This window comes from Polynucleobacter sp. AP-Melu-500A-A1 (assembly GCF_018882125.1).
GTDB lineage: Bacteria > Pseudomonadota > Gammaproteobacteria > Burkholderiales > Burkholderiaceae > Polynucleobacter.
In genome coordinates this window covers 160,372-178,488 of record NZ_JACVOZ010000002.1, presented here as the reverse complement: position 1 = coordinate 178,488, position 18,117 = coordinate 160,372, and the positions used below count along the sequence as shown (strand labels likewise).

Here is an 18,117-nt window from a genome sequence, read left to right as displayed (position 1 = left end):
CTTATGACTCAAATAACAACACACACACCACAGTTTCGTATTGGCCAGGGATACGATGTTCATGCGCTTGTACTTGATCGCAAACTCATACTAGGGGGCATTCATATTCCTTATGAGAAGGGTCTCTTGGGGCACTCCGATGCGGATGTTTTGCTTCATGCTCTAACAGATGCTTTGTTGGGCGCTGCCGGCTTAAATGACATAGGACAGTTGTTCCCAGATACTGATCCACAATTTAAAGATATGGATAGCCGAATATTGCTCCGAGCTGCCTTGCAAAAGGTTCAAGCTGCTGGTTTCCAAATTGGCAATGTAGATGCGACCATCATCTGCCAAAAACCTAAATTAGCAGACTATTTGCCAGCAATGATTAAAAATATTGCAGCAGATCTTGCAGTAACGCCAAGTCATGTCAATTTAAAAGCCAAGACGAATGAATCACTTGGTCATCTAGGTCGTGGTGAAGGGGTTGCAGTCCATGCAGTAGCCTTGCTTTATAAGGCATAGCAAATTTAATTAATAGTACTTAGGAAATGGCAGAGTAATTCATGGCAGATACGATTGAACAGCGCGCAATGGCGCAATTATTTACTGAAGCACGGACACATAACTCCTGGCAGTCAAAACCAGTCAGTGATGAAAAGCTGATGCAACTTTATGATTTATTTAAATTTGCCCCCACTTCGGTCAATTGCAACCCAGCAAAGATTCTTTTTGTGAAGAGCCCCAAGGAGAAGGAGCGGCTTGTAGCTTGCGTGAGTCCAGGGAATGTCGATAAAACTCGAGAGGCACCTGTCACAGCTATTATTGGTATGAATTTGGATTTCTATGAGAATCTGCCAACGCTCTTTCCCCATGTAGATGCTAAAAGCTGGTTTGTTGGAAAAGAGGGGTTTATTGAATCAACAGCCTTTCGCAATTCTAGTTTGCAGGGAGCTTATTTAATTATGGCAACCAGGGCGCTTGGCTTAGATTGTGGGGCCATGAGTGGTTTTGATGCAGATAAGCTTAATGCTGAGTTTTTCCCTGATGGCAGGGTAAAAGTGAACTTTTTGCTCAATATCGGCTATGGCAACAGTGCTAGCTTGATGCCACGTCACCCCCGCCCATCCTTTGCAGATGCTTGCAAGATCCTCTAAAGCCCTAAGCATTGTAGAATTAGGGTCTTTAGAGTGAAGTTTAAGCTTGGCAGAGTTTGCGGATATTCGCGAGGATGGCGAAATTGGTAGACGCACCAGGTTTAGGTCCTGACGCCAGAAATGGTGTGGGGGTTCGAGTCCCCCTCCTCGCACCACAAGATTGCTACTTGGCTTGGACTTCACATATCCTGATTTAAATTAAGAGACGAGAATGGCTGTGCAGATAGAAAATTTAGGTTCGTTAGACCGCAAAATGACTTTGGAATTCCCTCGCGCCGATTTGGCCAAAGCGCGTGAAGCTCGCTTGGCGAAAGTTGGTAAGACCATGAAGATGGCTGGATTTCGTCCAGGCAAAGTGCCAAAGAATTTAATTGAGAAGCAACATGGTATGCAAGTTGACTTCGAACTTCAGTTCGATAAAGCTGCTGAACTCTTCTATGAACAAAGTCAAAAAGATGGTCTTGCGTTGGCAGGACAACCGCGCCTTGAGCCTAAGAGTGAACTCAATGCTGACAATATTGTCTTTGAAGCTTTTTTTGAAGTTTTGCCTGAAGTGAAGCTTGGTGACTTTGCTATTGCAGAAGTTACTAAGTACACCACCAATATTGGCGATGCTGAAATTGACAGAGCCTTAGATGTATTGCGTAAACAGCAAGTTCACTACCATCCTCGTGGCCAAGCTGGAGCCCATGGTGATGGCGGCGCTAACACGGCTGCTCAAAATGGTGATCAAGCCATTATTGATTTCGTTGGAAAAATTGATGGTGTTGAATTCGCCGGTGGTAAAGCCGAAAACTTTGAATATGTATTGGGCGAAGGTCGTATGCTTCCGGAATTCGAAGCTGCAACCCTCGGCTTAAAAGCCGGAGAGAGTAAATCCTTTCCATTAAGTTTCCCTGCTGACTACCATGGCAAAGATGTTGCTGGTAAAACAGCGGAATTCACTATTACTGTAAAAGCTGTTAACTGGCCACATATGCCAGCAGTAGATGATGCATTTGCTTTATCACTAGGTGTTGCCGAAGGTGGTGTTGCAAAAATGCGCGAAGAAGTCAAAGAAAATCTTGAGCGCGAAGTAAAACGCCGGATTTCTTCCTTGCTCAAAAATGAAGTCATGGAAAAGCTAAACTCGCTATGCGAGCTAGATGTACCTAAGTCTCTAGTGGCATCTGAGCAAGAACGTTTAGTGGATGGGGCACGTCAAGATTTGATGCAACGTGGTGTACCTAACGCTAAGGATGCACCTATTCCTCCTGAATTATTTGCCGAACAAGCCCTCAAACGCGTGCGTTTAGGTTTGATTTTGAGCGAGCTGGTTAAGAAGCAAAATTTAGCTGCTACTGCAGATCAAATTAAAGCTGAGATTGATGAGCAGGCGGCAACCTATGAGGATCCAAAAGAGGTTGTTCGTTGGTTCTATAGCAATCCTAGTCGTTTAAAAGACATCGAAAACTTAGTTCTTGAAGACAATGTGATCAAGTACTTCACTTGCCTTGCCAAAGTAAGCGATAAGTCTGTAAGCTTTGAAGAATTAAGCAAGCTGAACTAATTTAAAAATCGTTGCCATCAATCACTCTATAAAGGCCTCCATCATGAATCATTTTCAATCAGAAAATTTTGAACCTCAAGGATTAGGTTTGGTTCCGATGGTGATTGAAACCTCAGGTAGAGGTGAGCGGGCCTATGATATTTACTCACGTCTTTTAAGAGAACGAGTTGTATTTTTGGTTGGAGAAGTCAATGACCAGACTGCTAATTTGGTGATTGCGCAGCTACTGTTTCTGGAGAGTGAAAATCCAGATAAAGAAATTTCTCTCTATATCAACTCACCGGGCGGATCTGTTTCTGCTGGTTTGGCGATTTATGACACGATGCAATTTATTAAGCCGCACGTTAGCACCTTGTGTATGGGTATGGCTGCCAGCATGGGTGCTTTTTTATTATGTGCTGGTGAAAAGGGTAAGCGTTATGCCTTACCGAACTCTCGCGTTATGATTCACCAGCCCTTAGGCGGGGCTCGTGGTCAGGCCTCGGACATCGAAATTCAAGCTCGTGAGATTTTATATTTACGCGAACGTCTTAATAAAATCTTGGCTGATCGCACTGGACAATCAATTGAAACGATTGCTAAAGATACTGACCGTGATAACTTTATGTCAGCCGATCAAGCTCGTGAGTATGGCTTGATTGACAAAGTGATTGATAAGCGTCCTTAATTTAGTACATCAGAACCATAGGTAAAAGACTTGAGCGATACCAATTTACCCAATTCAACAGACAAAGTTCTGTATTGCTCATTTTGCGGCAAGAGTCAGCATGAAGTCAAAAAGCTCATTGCCGGTCCATCTGTATTCATTTGTGATGAGTGCATTGATCTTTGTACGGACATCATTCAAGAAGAGATTGCCAAACTACCCAAAGAAGAAGGCAATGATTCTCTTCCAACCCCACACCAGATTCGTGAAAATCTTGATCAATATGTTATTGGTCAAGACCATGCCAAAAAGACCCTTGCTGTTGCGGTTTACAACCATTACAAGCGCTTGCAATATCTGCCGAAGCCAAAAAAAGAGAAGTTGGATAAGGACGGAAAACCATTAGAAGTGGCAGATAAAAAAGAGTCAAAATTACCAGCAAAAGCGATGGTTGATGGTGTTGAATTAGCCAAGAGCAATATTTTGTTAATCGGGCCAACAGGCTCCGGTAAAACTTTATTGGCTCAAACTTTGGCACGTATGTTAGAGGTGCCATTTGTAATGGCAGACGCTACTACCCTGACTGAAGCTGGTTATGTTGGTGAGGATGTAGAGAACATTATTCAAAAGCTATTACAAGCATGTGATTACAACGTTGAAAAAGCACAGCGTGGCATCGTTTACATCGATGAAATTGATAAAATTTCTAGAAAATCTGATAACCCTTCGATTACTCGTGATGTTTCAGGTGAAGGTGTCCAGCAGGCTCTCTTGAAATTGGTTGAGGGCACTATGGCTTCGGTGCCACCACAGGGTGGGCGTAAGCATCCTAATCAAGACTTCTTGCAGGTTGATACAACGAATATCCTCTTTATTTGCGGGGGCGCTTTTGATGGCTTAGAAAAAGTTATTCAGCAGCGTACTGCCAAAACCGGCATTGGTTTTAATGCCTCTGTTCCGGGTAAAGACGACAGAGGGATCAGCGATCTTTTGATTGAAGTTGAACCAGAAGACCTGATTAAGTTTGGATTAATTCCTGAGTTGATTGGTCGTTTACCAGTGGTGGCAACCCTTGCTCAACTTGATGAGACTGCCTTAATTCAAATTCTCACAGAGCCAAAAAATGCGCTTGTAAAGCAATATCAAGCCTTGCTCACGATGGAGGGCGCAGAGCTAGAGGTTCGTCAACCGGCTTTGGCAGCTATCGCTAAAAGGGCTATTGCACGTAAAACAGGCGCCCGTGGTCTTCGATCTATCCTTGAGGGCTCGCTTACTGATGTGATGTATGACTTGCCATCATTAAAAAATGTGCAAAAAGTCGTTATTGATGAAAGTAGCATTGCTGATGGAGGCAAGCCTTTACTTGTTTACAAACAGGTAGCTGAGTCAGAATTACCTAAAAAAGCCTAATTTATTAGGGTTTTCTTTCTTTTTTGGGCATTTTGGACCATTTTTCACACTTTTTCCCCTTGTTTTTTCCAAAGGTCTACCCATATAGGTAGTATGCTACTCATGAATATTGTCTCCATATAGTGGTTCTATCACTTTTGTAGACTAATGAGAATTGATTACTTTGGAGGATTTGCCTTATGCCTGGCCACTTATTACTACCCTCTGAACCGATTCAACTACCTTTGCTCCCACTAAGGGACGTAGTTGTTTTTCCCCATATGGTGATTCCTTTGTTTGTGGGACGTCCAAAATCCATCAAAGCCCTAGAAGCGGCAATGGAAACTGGTAAAAATGTCCTCTTGGTTGCTCAAAAGGCAGCAGCCAAAGATGAGCCTGTCATAGAAGATCTATATGAAGTAGGTTGTATTGCCAACATTCTTCAAATGCTTAAACTCCCAGACGGTACTGTCAAAGTATTGGTTGAAGGCGTGCAACGTGCAGAAGTAAGCCAGATTGAAGACAGTATGGGTTACTTCAATTGTGAAGCAACACCAACTGCAATCAATGCGCTTGATGCACATGAAACTGAAGCATTACGCCGTGCAATCATGGCTCAGTTTGATCAGTACGTAAAACTGAATAAAAAAGTACCACAAGAAATTTTGTCATCACTTGGTGGCATTGATGACCCGAGCCGCTTGGCCGATACCATCTGCGCTCATTTGCCAGTAAAGCTAGAGCAAAAGCAGCGCTTGCTGGAGATGACGGATGTAGTGCAGCGCCTGGAAAGCCTTTTGGCAGATCTCGAAAGCGAGATTGATATTTTGCAGGTAGAAAAGCGTATTCGTGGACGCGTTAAACGTCAGATGGAAAAGAGTCAACGCGAGTACTACCTGAATGAACAAGTGAAAGCAATTCAAAAAGAGCTTGGTGAAGGTGAAGAGGGCGCTGATTTAGAGGAGCTCGAAAAGCGCATCAAGGCTGCACGTATGCCTAAAGAGGCTCTTAAGAAAGCGGAGTCTGAGCTTAAGAAATTGAAGTTAATGTCGCCAATGTCCGCTGAAGCTACCGTAATCAGAAACTTTATCGACACCTTAGTAAATCTTCCCTGGAGGAAAAAAACCAAGATCAATAATGACCTGACTAATGCCGAAAAAGTACTGGATGAAGATCATTATGGTTTAGATAAGGTTAAAGAACGTATCTTGGAATACCTTGCTGTTCAACAACGTGTTGACCGTGTGAAGGCTCCTATTCTTTGCTTGGTAGGCCCCCCGGGAGTGGGAAAAACCTCCCTCGGTCAATCTATCGCAAGGGCGACCAATCGTAAATTTGTACGGATGGCCTTAGGTGGCGTACGTGATGAATCAGAAATCCGGGGGCATCGTAGAACCTACATTGGATCAATGCCCGGCAAGATACTCAGTAGTCTTACTAAGGTCGGTGTACGTAACCCATTGTTCCTGCTTGATGAGGTCGATAAGATGGGTATGGATTTTCGTGGAGATCCAGCAAGCGCCTTATTAGAAGTGTTGGACCCAGAGCAAAATCATACTTTTCAGGATCATTATGTAGAGGTTGATTTTGATTTGTCAGATGTCATGTTTGTTGCAACATCTAACTCCTTAAATATTCCTGGACCCTTGCTTGACCGGTTAGAGATTATTCGCTTAGCTGGGTATACCGAGGATGAGAAAACAAGCATTGCAATGAACTATTTACTTCCTAAGCAAATCAAAAATAATGGTTTAAAAAAGGATGAATTAAAAATCGAGGAAAGTGCTGTCCGCAGCATGATTCGTTACTACACCCGCGAGGCAGGGGTTCGATCTCTTGAGCGTGAAATTAGCAAGATTTGTCGCAAAGTAGTGAAGCTATTGCTACTTAAAAAAGAATCTGCCCCAATTGTCGTGAATGCAGATAATCTTGAGAAATTCCTCTCGGTTCGCATGTACGACTTTGGTTTGGCCAGCAAAGAAAATCAAGTTGGTCAAGTTACCGGTTTAGCCTGGACTGAAGTTGGCGGTGATCTTTTAACCATTGAAGCAGCCGTCATGCCTGGTAAGGGTGTTATTACACGAACCGGTTCCATTGGTGATGTAATGAAAGAATCTGTTGAGGCTGCTCGTACAGTTGTGCGATCCAGATCGCGTCGCCTTGGAATTGCGGATGAATCTTTCGAGAAAAAAGATATTCATATTCACTTTCCTGACGGCGCAACCCCTAAGGATGGTCCTTCAGCAGGTATCGCTATTACAACTGCTTTAGTTTCGGTTTTCACTGGCATTCCAATTCGCTCTGATGTTGCAATGACGGGTGAAATAACCTTGCGGGGTGAGGTATTACCAATCGGAGGTTTAAAAGAAAAATTGTTGGCTGCGCATCGTGGTGGTATCAAGCTCGCATTAATCCCAGAGGAGAATATTAAAGATTTAATCGATATTCCCGATAATGTGAAGAATGCAATTGAGATAGTTCCAGTTCGTTGGATCGATAAAGTATTGGAACTTGCTTTAGAGCGCGCACCACAAGCATTAGCAGATCCAACCCCAGAAGAGTTGGCAAAAAAGGCAGCAGAAGCCAGTAAAGCCAATGAAAAAATCTCTTCGGGAGATGTTTTAAAGCATTAAGGATTGTGGGATTTTCCGTCTTTTTTTGTGATGCTTTTTAATTAAATTAGACGGAATCCTGCTTTCTATTTGGCGATTAGGTTACAATCTACCCTGTAAGATTTTTGGGGCGCTTAGCTCAGCTGGTAGAGCGTCTGCCTTACACGCAGAATGTCGGGAGTTCGAGCCTCTCAGCGCCCACCAAATATCGACTTCTTAAAAGCCTTTTTTCAGGCAATTCCAGCTTCTTATGCGACCCCCTAGTAAACTATCGGAATTCTTCATTTTTACTAGCGACCCTATACATGTTAGACACCATTCGTAAGCATCAAAGGTTAATGCAGTTTGCATTAATGTTGGTCATTGTTCCTTCATTTGCGTTTTTCGGTATTTCCAGTTATTCCGGTTTTTTAGATAAAGAAACAGACTTGATAAAAGTCAATGGAAAGCCCATTACAGCCCAAGAGGTCGAGGTAGCAGCTAAACGTCAGGCCGAACGTGCTGGTAGAAACATTCAGATCGCCCAAAGCCTACAATTTCGTCAAGCAGTTTTAAATGAGCTCTTGCAGCAAAGTATTTTAGGTTTTGCTGTAAATAACTTACGGCTTCAAGTTGGAAAAGAGGCGCTAATTAAGAGCCTACAGAACATCCCACAGATTAGAGCGCTATATAAGCCCGATGGAAGTTTTGACGATGAGCGCTTTAAGCAGCTCTTGGCAAACAATGGTCTTAATGAAGAGCAGTTCTATGCAAGCCAAGCCTTTGATCTAAAGATCAGTCAATTACTCAATTCGGTAGCTCGTACTGAGTTAGCAAGTCCAAAAATTTCTGAGATTGTTTCCACTCTCTATGAGACTGAGCGCCAAGTGCAGTCCTTACAATATGATGCAAAAGATTATTTATCCAAGGTAAATCCTTCCCCTGAAGAGCTGCAAACATTCTATGAGTCGAATTCCAAGCTATTTGTTAGCCCAGAGTTTGTTGATGTTGAATATATCGTTCTTAAAGCTGATCCCAAAGAAGATGCCAAGATCTTTGGTGAAAAGGCAGATCAATTCGCTAATTTGACCTATGATCAATCAGATAGCCTAAAGCCTGCAGCTGATAAATTAAAGCTGAGTATTCAAACCCAAAAGGGTCTTACCAGAGCAGGTATCAATAATGCTAAAGATCATCCCTTAGCAAACCCGAAAGTGGTGCAGTCCTTATTTGGCGATGAGGCGGTAAAAAATAAGCGCAATATTGAGGCTGTGCAAACTATACCTGGGGTATTTGTCTCCGCAAGAGTTGTGACTTTTCACCCAGCTCAAACTTTGCCTTACAAAGAAGTTGCTGCTGAAGTGAAGCGTCAGGTTACTCAACGTTTAGCTGAAAAGATGGCTGTAGCTGCTGCCTCAGAGCGATATACCGCTCTACAAAAGGACCCTAAAAGTACCATTGGTTTTGCAAGTCCAATCTGGATCTCTCGCAATAAACCAGCAAATTTAGTTGGATCTGCTCTGGATGATTTGATGATAATTAATCCCGACACATTTCCAGCTGTAGTTTCAGTATCGAATCCTGGTGTTGGGACCACTCTTTATCGCGTAGATCAGGTACGTCAACCTGCCAGCGTTGATGCAAAGATACATAAGGCTCAGGCAGCACAAATTCAATCCTTGTCTGCTCAGGCTGAATTTGCAGGCTTTATGTCCTATTGGCGCGATGCAGCAAACGTCAAAATAATCAATCCATTGAAGCAAGCGCCAAGTACCTCTGGCAGTTAAGGCTCTTTACTGAGTCGGATTACTTCTTAGTAAATTTTGATAAGGACTCATAGCATTCCAGACATTTTTATAAAGGATTGCTTGCGCTTTTTCGTTTGGATGAATGTTGTCGCCCTGGAAGAAATCTGTTTGCGGCGCAAGTCCTTGCATAAAAAATGGCAGTGACTCAATGCGCTCCTGAGCTGCTAATTTGGCAAATAATTCCTTAAATCTTTTGGTGTATACCTGTCCGTAGTTTGGCGGGATTTGAATACCAAATAACAATACTTTTGCACCTGATCGCTTGCTCAGTTGGATCATTTTTCGAAGATTATTTTCAGTTTGATCAATAGAAAGACCACGTAACGCATCATTTGCACCAAGTTCTAATAAGACAATCGACGGTTTTTTTTGCTCCAATAATTTAGGCAGTCTAGTCAGGCCACCGGAGCTTGTTTCCCCACTAATGCTGGCATTAAATACTGTCCAGGAACTTCCTTGCTTTTGAAGTTGTTCTTCAAGTAGTTTCACCCATCCAGTACCTCTAGCTAGTCCATATTCAGCCGATAGGCTATCGCCCATGACTAAAATACTGTTATTCGCATAGGACGATGTGACAAAAGTCAATAACAGGCAAAATAGACCTGCAGTTATCATTCTTCCGGATTGGATAAATTTCCAACAGTTTCGTTTCATCATTTTAAGAATATTTGCATTCACATTTATGAGCCGCTCAGTAAAAGTCCTTAGTGCAAATCAATTGGGTAAATCCGTCTTATCTAGCGACGGTACATTGACTATTTTGCACGACATTTGCTTTGAACTCTTCCAGGGGGAAAGCGTGGCCATTACTGGCTCCTCAGGCTCTGGGAAAAGTACATTATTAAGTTTGGTGGCAGGCTTAGATGTTCCAACAACAGGTAATGTCAATTTAATGGGGCAAGATCTTAATCTCATCGATGAAGATGGTAGGGCAGCCTTACGGTCCGCTCATGTTGGCTTTGTATTCCAGTCTTTTCAGCTCCTAGCCCATCTGACGGCTCTTGAAAATGTCATGCTGCCAGCTGAACTCAAGGGATCCCTAAATGCAAAAGAAGAGGCTTGCTATTGGCTCGATAAGGTAGGTTTAAGTGATCGACTAACGCACTTTCCTAGAACACTGTCTGGCGGGGAGCAACAGAGGGTAGCATTAGCGCGAGCATTTATTAATCGGCCTGCCATACTATTTGCTGACGAGCCTACGGGTAGCCTTGATGAGACCAGTGGCAATCGGGTAATTGACCTACTTTTTGATCTTAATAAAGCCAATAATTCCACCTTAATTCTGGTTACTCATGATCCAGCCCTAGCCAGCAGGTGTCAGCGGCAACTGCAGCTTCAAGGTGGACGTTTGTTGTAGGCTAAACCTTATAATCTAGGGATGTCATTTTTTCACTTTTTGCCCGGCGCTGATGCGCTTTCCGCGTTCCGTCAACAACGACTTTTAGCCTCATTAGCAGATCAAGGAATTTTGCTTGAGTCCATCGAGGCTCAGTTTATTCACTTCATTTGGTCCGAAGCTCAGCTTAGCCCTATTAATCAAGAAGTCCTATCAAGTTTGTTGACTTATGGTCAACCCTTCGTTTCAAAAGTGAGCCCAGGCAAATCTTGGTTTGGAAAGGGGTCTAGTGAGCTACAAGGGGCTATCGTTATTCCTCGTCTCGGTACAGTTTCACCATGGGCAAGCAAGGCAACAGATATTGCTCAGCAATGCGGTTTGAATGTATTGCGCATTGAACGAGGAATTCAGTACGCCTGGAAGAGTCAAAAAGTTTTAAGCCCACAACAATTGCAAACGGTTTTGGCTGCAGTTCACGATCGCATGACTGAAGTGGTGATAGATTCTGTTGAGGCTGCAAATGCCCTCTACCAAACTTTGGATGACCGTCCATTGAGCCGCATTCCAGTCTTAACTAAAGGTCGTGCTGCTTTAGAAAAAGCTAATCAAGAATTGGGTCTAGCCCTTTCTGATGATGAAGTAGCTTATTTAGCGGAAAGCTTCATTCGTCTTGAGCGAAATCCTAGTGATGTAGAGCTGATCATGTTTGCACAAGCCAATAGTGAGCACTGCCGACATAAGATATTTAATTCTAGTTGGACTATTGATGGTGACGATCAGGAGCGTTCATTATTTGCCATGATCCGAAATACCCATCAATTACGCCCAGAAGGCACGATCGTTGCTTACTCGGATAACTCAGCGGTGATGGTTGGTTGTGAATCTGAGACTTGGATTCCGCAAGGTGCTGATCATCGCTACGAAAAAGATACCCGATTAGTTCATACCTTAATGAAGGTAGAGACTCATAATCACCCAACCGCGATTGCTCCGTTCCCCGGTGCCTCTACTGGTGCAGGTGGTGAATTACGTGATGAAGGTGCAACTGGAGTTGGTGGGCGTCCTAAGGCTGGTTTAACAGGTTTTTCCGTTTCAAATTTAAATATCCCTGGAACAGATTTTCCATGGGAAGCTGAAAAGTACGGGAAGCCTGACCGCATTGCCACACCTTTGCAAATCATGATTGATGGTCCACTAGGAGGTGCAGCGTTCAATAATGAATTTGGCCGCCCTATTTTAGGTGGTTATTTTAGAGTTTTTGAACAAACTATGGATGGCACACGTCGGGGGTATCACAAGCCCATCATGATTGCCGGCGGGATTGGAAGCATCGACTCCATTCATACCGATAAGAAAGCGATTCAACCGGGACACCTTTTAATTCAACTAGGTGGTCCTGGCATGCGAATTGGTATGGGTGGTGCAACAGGCAGCTCAGTTGCTACTGGCACCAATACCGCAGACTTAGATTTTGATTCAGTGCAACGTGGCAATCCAGAAATGGAAAGACGTGCCCAAGAAGTGATTAATGCCTGTCGAGCGCTGGGGGAGAAGAATCCGATTGTGTCCATTCATGACGTTGGTGCAGGTGGACTATCCAATGCCTTCCCTGAATTGGCTGACGGAGCTTGTTTGGGTGCTAAATTCAAGCTGCGAAGTGTTCCTCTTGAAGAGAGTGGTATGAGCCCTGCGGAAATCTGGTGTAATGAGTCTCAAGAACGTTACGTCTTGGCCATCGATGCTAAAGATTTAGACTTATTCCAATCTTTCTGCGAACGCGAACGCTGTCCATTTGCAGTAGTCGGTGAAGCGACGAGTGAGCGTCAATTAAAGTTACTTGACTCAAAGCAGGTAGAGGATTCAGATGCAGCATTACCAATCGATATGCCGATGGAAGTGCTGCTTGGAAAACCGCCTCGTATGCATCGTGATGTTAAGCGTGTCCCACAAGAATTTATAGAGCTAGATGTTACTGATGCTGATCTTGCACAATCAATTGCTTGGGTTCTTCAGCAACCTACTGTTGCGAGCAAATCTTTTTTAATTACCATCGGCGATAGAACCGTCGGTGGACTGAATGCTCGCGATCAATTTGTAGGTCCATGGCAAGTACCGGTTGCAGATTGTGCTGTTACCTTCATGGATTTCAAGGGTTACCGTGGCGAAGCCATGTCTATGGGAGAGAGAACCCCTATTGCGGTGATAAATGCACCTGCTGCTGCTCGTATGGCTGTAGGCGAAGCAATTACTAATCTCTTAGCCGCCGATATTGCTCGTATAGAAGATGTTAAATTGTCTGCAAATTGGATGGCTGCTTGCGGAGCGCCAGGTGAAGATGCAAAGTTATACGAGTCTGTTAAAGCGGTAGGGATGGAGTTGTGTCCCGCTTTAGGCATCTCTATACCCGTAGGTAAAGATTCTTTATCGATGGCAACCGAATGGCGCGAGGGTGGTGAAGCTAAGAAAGTAGTTGCGCCTGTTTCTCTCATCATATCTGCGTTTGCTTCTGTTTATGATGTGCGCAAAACAGCTACACCTTTACTAAAACTCAAAAACCAGGATGGATCAGCCTTAGAAACTGAACTAATTTTGATTGACTTAGGTCGTGGTAAGAATCGTATGGCTGGTAGTATTTTGGCTCAGGTGCTTAACCAATCTGGTAAATCAACTCCTGATCTTGAGAGTCCAGAGGATCTTAAGTCCTTAGCTGCAGCCATTATTGAGTTACGTAAAGAAAATAAATTACTGGCATATCACGATCGGTCTGATGGTGGTTTACTAGCTTGTGTTGCTGAAATGGCTTTTGCATCGCGTGTTGGTATCTCTATTAACGTTGATATGATTGCACTCGACCCAGGTCATGAGCCAGACTACGGCGATGCCAAAAATTGGGCGCAGCAAGTTTCTGGGTTACGCCATGAGCAAACCATGCGGGCATTATTCAATGAAGAGCTGGGAGCGGTTATTCAAGTCCGCAGGGATGATCGAGATATTACCTTTGCAATTTTGCGCAAATTAGGTTTGAGTGCCTGTAGCCATGTCATTGGCAAACCGAATACGAATGGTCGCATTGAAATTTGGCGTGATGCTAAGAATATTTTTGCAGAGCCACGTGAAGTTTTGCAAAAAATGTGGATGAATACCAGTTATCAAATCGCCCGTTTGCGTGACAACCCTGCTTGTGCTGACTCTGAGTTTGCCATGCTGGATAACTTATCTGATCCAGGAGTGTCGCCTAAAGTGACATTTGATATTGCTGAGGATATTTCCGCACCATTTATCAATAAGAATTCTAAGCCAAAAGTAGCTATCTTACGTGAGCAGGGCGTTAATTCTCATGTGGAAATGGCTTACGCAGTGAGCTGGGCAGGCTTTGAAAGTTATGATGTTCATATGTCTGATTTATTAAGTGGTAAATCCAAGCTAGACAATTTTCGAGGTCTGATTGCTTGTGGCGGCTTTAGCTATGGAGACGTTCTTGGTGCTGGTGAAGGTTGGGCTAAAACTATTTTATTCAATCAGCAATTGCGCGATCAATTCGCAAGTTTCTTTAATCGACAAGACAGCTTTGCCTTAGGTGTTTGTAATGGCTGTCAAATGATGAGTAATCTTGCGGGAATTATTCCTGGTGCACAAGCATGGCCAAAATTCACTCGTAACCAATCTGAGCAATATGAAGCCCGCTTGGTAATGGCGGAAGTCCTTAAATCGCCATCGATCTTTATCCAAGGTATGGAAGGTAGTCAATTGCCAATTGCTATTGCACACGGCGAAGGCTTTGCAAATTTTAGTCAACAAGGCAGTCTGGACAAGATTAGCCAGCAGGGCTTAGCAGCAATGCGTTTTGTTGATCATCAAGGAAATCCAACAGAAATCTATCCAATGAATCCCAATGGCTCACCAGGCGGTTTGACAGGGGTTACCACACCTGATGGTCGTTTTACCGTCATGATGCCCCATCCAGAGCGTGTATTCCGTGCCGCTCAGATGAGTTGGTGTCCACCAGAATGGTTAGATACCCCTGACGGTGCCAGTCCTTGGCTGCGCCTATTCCGTAACGCACGCTTCTGGGCGAATTAGTCCCGAATAGATTATGTTAATGGAGTCAGTTACCTTTTCTGAAAGTGGCGGTGTTCGCTATCTTCATTTTGGTACTGAGCTCATTCAGGGAGCGATGCGTATTCGCGATCCTGATGAAATTTATCTCGAGTACAACCAACAGATGATGGCTTGGCTTTTGTTCTTAGAGACACAACCAGGCATGAGGATCGCTCAACTAGGTCTAGGAACTGGGGCATTAACAAAGTTCCAGCACCGCTATTGCCATGCAGTTAAAACGACTGTTGTTGAATTAAATCCTTCAGTCATTATTGCCGCTCGATCCATGTTCTTTACACCAGATGATGATCGTAGGCTCGAGACTTTGCAGGCAGATGCTAAGACCTTCGTTAAATCCAGTAAATATCGGAATCAATTTGATGCCGTTCAAGTGGATTTATATGATGCAATTTGTGATGGTCCTTCGGCCAGCTCATTAGAATTTTATAAAGGTTGTTTTGGACTTCTTAAGAGCCCAGGCGTGATGACAGTAAACTTGTTTTCACGTCACAAGAGCTTTGATCTTAACCTTAAGAATATCTGTGAGGCATTTGATAATCGAGTCTTGTTATTTCCAGAGTCCCACGATTGCAATGTCGTTGCAATCGCTTTCAAGGGTCCAAAGCTTGAGGCGCAGTGGAGTGATGTCTCTAAACGCGCCAAACTCATCCTAGAAAAAACTGGTCTTCCAACCAATAAATGGGTGTCAGGCATTAGTCGTGAAAATGCTCGACAGGAAAGTAAACTTTCGATTTAAAAAAGTTTAAGATATAAAAAAAGGCGATCAAGTGATCGCCTTTTTAATCCCAGCTATAAAAGTTAGGGGATTCTTATTACACCACTACAGTATCAGCAAGGTCACTAAATGACTTGATCTTATCGAAGCTCATGTATTTATATACTTCGCCAGCTTTAGCATCCAGAGCCTTCACTTGCTCTAAGTACTCGCTAGGAGTAGGTAGGCGACCTAAGAGTGCAGCTACAGAAGCTAATTCTGCGGAAGCTAGGTAGACGCGTGTATCAATACCCAAGCGGTTAGGGAAGTTACGAGTAGAGGTGGATACTGCAGTAGAACCCTTACGGATTTGGGCTTGATTACCCATGCAAAGAGAGCAGCCAGGGCTTTCCATGCGAGCGCCTGCAGCACCCAACATACCGTAATAACCTTCTTCCATCAGCACCATGGCGTCCATCTTGGTGGGTGGAGCAACCCATAGACGAGTTGGCATATCTTTCTTACCTTGCAATACTTGACCAGCTGCACGGAAATGACCAATATTAGTCATGCATGAACCAATAAAGACTTCATCAATCTTGTCACCAGCAACTTCAGACAATATCTTTACATCGTCTGGGTCGTTAGGGCAGGCAAGGATAGGTTCTTTGATTTCATCAATATTAATTTCAATGATCTCAGCATAGTCAGCATTTGCATCAGCTTTGAGAAGTTGTGGGTTTGCAATCCAAGCTTCCATTGCTTTAATACGACGGCCAAGAGTACGTTTATCTTCATAACCATTAGCAATCATCCACTTCATTAAAGTGATATTAGATTGCATGTACTCAATGATAGGTTCTTTATTGAGATGAACTGTACATCCACCAGCAGAGCGCTCGGCAGAGGCGTCCGATAATTCGAATGCTTGTTCAACCTTAAGATCAGGCAGACCTTCAATTTCTAAAATGCGACCGGAGAAAATGTTTTTCTTGCCTTGTTTCTCAACAGTAAGTAAACCTCTCTTGATAGCATACAAGGGAATAGCATTTACCAAGTCACGCAAGGTGATGCCAGGTTGCATCTTTCCTTTAAAGCGAATGAGTACAGACTCAGGCATATCTAAAGGCATCACGCCCGTAGCTGCTGCAAAGGCCACTAAACCTGAACCTGCTGGGAAAGAAATTCCAATTGGGAAACGCGTGTGGCTATCACCACCTGTACCGCATGTATCTGGGAGTAGCAAGCGGTTCAACCAGCTATGGATCACGCCATCGCCTGGACGTAATGCAACGCCGCCACGATTCGTCATGAATGGTGGTAATTCGTGTTGGGTGCGAATATCAACGGGTTTTGGATAAGCAGATGTATGACAGAAAGACTGCATGACCAAATCAGAAGAAAAGCCTAAGCAAGCCAAGTCTTTTAATTCATCACGAGTCATAGGTCCAGTAGTGTCTTGTGAGCCAACTGTAGTCATGTGTGGTTCGCAATAGGTTCCAGGACGAACGCCTTGACCTTCTGGCAAGCCACAAGCGCGACCAACAATTTTTTGAGCCAAGCTGAAACCTTTTTTGTTATCGGGCGGGCTCACTGGGAGGCGGAATTCAGTAGAAGCTGGCAATCCAAGTGCTGCGCGAGCTTTGGCTGTTAAGCCACGTCCAACAATCAACGGAATACGGCCGCCAGCGCGCACTTCATCCAAGATAACAGGGGACTTCAGAGAGAAGCTGGTGATCTCCTGACCATTCTTAAATACTTTGCCTTCATATGGACGTAATTCAATTTCATCGCCCATATTCATTTGAGAAACATCAAGTTCAATCGGCAAGGCGCCGGAATCTTCCATAGTGTTGAAAAAGATAGGGGCAATATTGGTACCAAGGCAGACACCACCAAAACGTTTATTGGGTACGAATGGAATATCTTGACCAGTCCACCAAAGTACAGAGTTAGTTGCGGACTTTCTTGAAGAACCAGTACCAACAACGTCGCCAACATAAGCAATCTGATTCCCTTTTTTCTGCAGAGCAGCGATTTGCTTCATTGGCCCACGAACACCAGACTCATCTGGCTCAATACCAGGGCGAGGATTCTTGAGCATGATAGTTGCATGCAATGGAATATCCGGGCGGCTCCACGCATCAGGAGCTGGAGAGAGATCATCTGTATTGGTCTCGCCAGTAACTTTGAATACTGTGAGTTTCATGCTTTCCGGAACTATAGGGCGACTAGTAAACCACTCCGCATCGGCCCAACTTTGCATGACAGCCTTAGCGTTTGCATTACCTTTTTCAGCAAGTTCTTGAACGTCATTAAAGTAATCAAACATCAAGAGTGTTTTCTTGAGAGCTGCAGCAGCAGTTGCACCACATTCTGCATCAGTCAAAAGCTCCACTAATGGTTTGATGTTATAGCCGCCAAGCATGGTGCCAAGCAATTCAGTCGCTTTAATGCGTGAAATCAGTGGAGATTTTTCCGTGCCTTTTGCAACTGCATCTAAAAATTCTGCTTTTATCTTAGCAGCGTCATCAACTCCTGCTGGGACGCGATTCGTAATGAGCTCAACCAGTTCGGCTTCTTTGCCTTCTGGCGGGTTTTTTAGTAACTTTACTAATTCACTTGTTTGATCCTTGGTTAAAGGAAGGGCTGGAATACCCAGAGCTGCTCGTTCGGCTACTTGGGCGTTATAGGCTTCTAACATTGTGTTTCCTAAGAGGTAAAAGTGATCAATTGAAAGGCCAAATAGGCATTTTCACCCGATTTTCTCAATTATAGTGACTAAATTAAGTCTTATATAAGAGTTTAACCCTAAGAATTTTGATTAGGCCTAGTTGGGTGATAAA

At 43.8% G+C, this 18,117-nt stretch carries 12 protein-coding genes and 2 tRNA genes; 12 read left to right on the top strand and 2 right to left on the bottom strand.

The genetic code is table 11. The annotated features are described in order from the left end of the window. The first annotated feature begins 3 nt into the window (after window positions 1-3). The 9 genes from ispF to ICN38_RS04235 all read left to right on the top strand — a co-directional run bounded on the left by ispF (window position 4) and on the right by ICN38_RS04235 (window position 9,101). Window positions 4-507: a 2-C-methyl-D-erythritol 2,4-cyclodiphosphate synthase gene (gene ispF, locus ICN38_RS04275; RefSeq protein WP_216255549.1), complete on the top strand. Its 504-nt coding sequence runs from the start codon at window positions 4-6 to the stop codon at window positions 505-507. A 41-nt stretch (window positions 508-548) separates the two neighbouring features. Beyond that, complete coding sequence (locus ICN38_RS04270) at window positions 549-1,139, top strand: malonic semialdehyde reductase (RefSeq protein WP_216255548.1); 591 nt, start codon at window positions 549-551, stop codon at window positions 1,137-1,139. 68 nt (window positions 1,140-1,207) lie between these two features. Then, window positions 1,208-1,294, top strand: a tRNA-Leu gene (locus tag ICN38_RS04265). 56 nt (window positions 1,295-1,350) lie between these two features. Further along, window positions 1,351-2,688, top strand: a complete 1,338-nt coding sequence (gene tig / locus ICN38_RS04260; protein WP_216255545.1) for a trigger factor — start codon at window positions 1,351-1,353, stop codon at window positions 2,686-2,688. 43 nt (window positions 2,689-2,731) lie between these two features. Then, on the top strand, window positions 2,732-3,355 hold the full coding sequence (gene clpP, locus ICN38_RS04255) for an ATP-dependent Clp endopeptidase proteolytic subunit ClpP (RefSeq protein WP_216255544.1): 624 nt from the start codon (window positions 2,732-2,734) through the stop codon (window positions 3,353-3,355). A gap of 30 nt (window positions 3,356-3,385) precedes the next feature. Further along, a complete protein-coding gene (gene clpX / locus ICN38_RS04250; RefSeq protein ID WP_216255542.1) occupies window positions 3,386-4,744 on the top strand; it encodes an ATP-dependent Clp protease ATP-binding subunit ClpX in 1,359 nt (452 codons plus the stop codon). Window positions 4,745-4,923: 179 nt separating this feature from the next. Beyond that, window positions 4,924-7,356, top strand: coding sequence for an endopeptidase La (gene lon, locus ICN38_RS04245; protein ID WP_216255540.1), 2,433 nt, complete (start codon window positions 4,924-4,926; stop codon window positions 7,354-7,356). A 107-nt stretch (window positions 7,357-7,463) separates the two neighbouring features. Further along, window positions 7,464-7,539 (top strand) — tRNA-Val (locus ICN38_RS04240). A gap of 101 nt (window positions 7,540-7,640) precedes the next feature. Further along, window positions 7,641-9,101 carry a peptidylprolyl isomerase gene (locus tag ICN38_RS04235; protein WP_216255539.1) on the top strand — a complete coding sequence of 487 codons (1,461 nt, stop codon included), beginning with the start codon at window positions 7,641-7,643 and terminating at the stop codon, window positions 9,099-9,101. Window positions 9,102-9,107: 6 nt separating this feature from the next. Here ICN38_RS04235 and ICN38_RS04230 read toward each other — a convergent pair whose 3' ends face one another. Then, complete coding sequence (locus ICN38_RS04230) at window positions 9,108-9,800, bottom strand: arylesterase (protein ID WP_370624364.1); 693 nt, start codon at window positions 9,798-9,800, stop codon at window positions 9,108-9,110. 4 nt (window positions 9,801-9,804) lie between these two features. Between ICN38_RS04230 and ICN38_RS04225 the strand changes: the two genes are divergently transcribed. The 3 genes from ICN38_RS04225 to ICN38_RS04215 are packed head-to-tail and all read left to right on the top strand — an operon-like array spanning window position 9,805 to window position 15,313. Then, on the top strand, window positions 9,805-10,479 hold the full coding sequence (locus ICN38_RS04225; RefSeq protein WP_216255537.1) for an ABC transporter ATP-binding protein: 675 nt from the start codon (window positions 9,805-9,807) through the stop codon (window positions 10,477-10,479). Between the two features lie 21 nt (window positions 10,480-10,500). Next, window positions 10,501-14,538 (top strand): phosphoribosylformylglycinamidine synthase, encoded by a 4,038-nt coding sequence (gene purL, locus ICN38_RS04220; RefSeq protein ID WP_216255536.1) that lies wholly within the window; start codon window positions 10,501-10,503, stop codon window positions 14,536-14,538. A gap of 19 nt (window positions 14,539-14,557) precedes the next feature. Beyond that, a complete protein-coding gene (locus ICN38_RS04215; protein ID WP_216255535.1) occupies window positions 14,558-15,313 on the top strand; it encodes a spermidine synthase in 756 nt (251 codons plus the stop codon). 76 nt (window positions 15,314-15,389) lie between these two features. On the opposite strand, the gene ICN38_RS04210 is transcribed toward ICN38_RS04215, so the two are convergent. Then, window positions 15,390-17,975, bottom strand: a complete 2,586-nt coding sequence (locus ICN38_RS04210; protein WP_216255534.1) for a bifunctional aconitate hydratase 2/2-methylisocitrate dehydratase — start codon at window positions 17,973-17,975, stop codon at window positions 15,390-15,392. Window positions 17,976-18,117 lie beyond the last annotated feature (142 nt).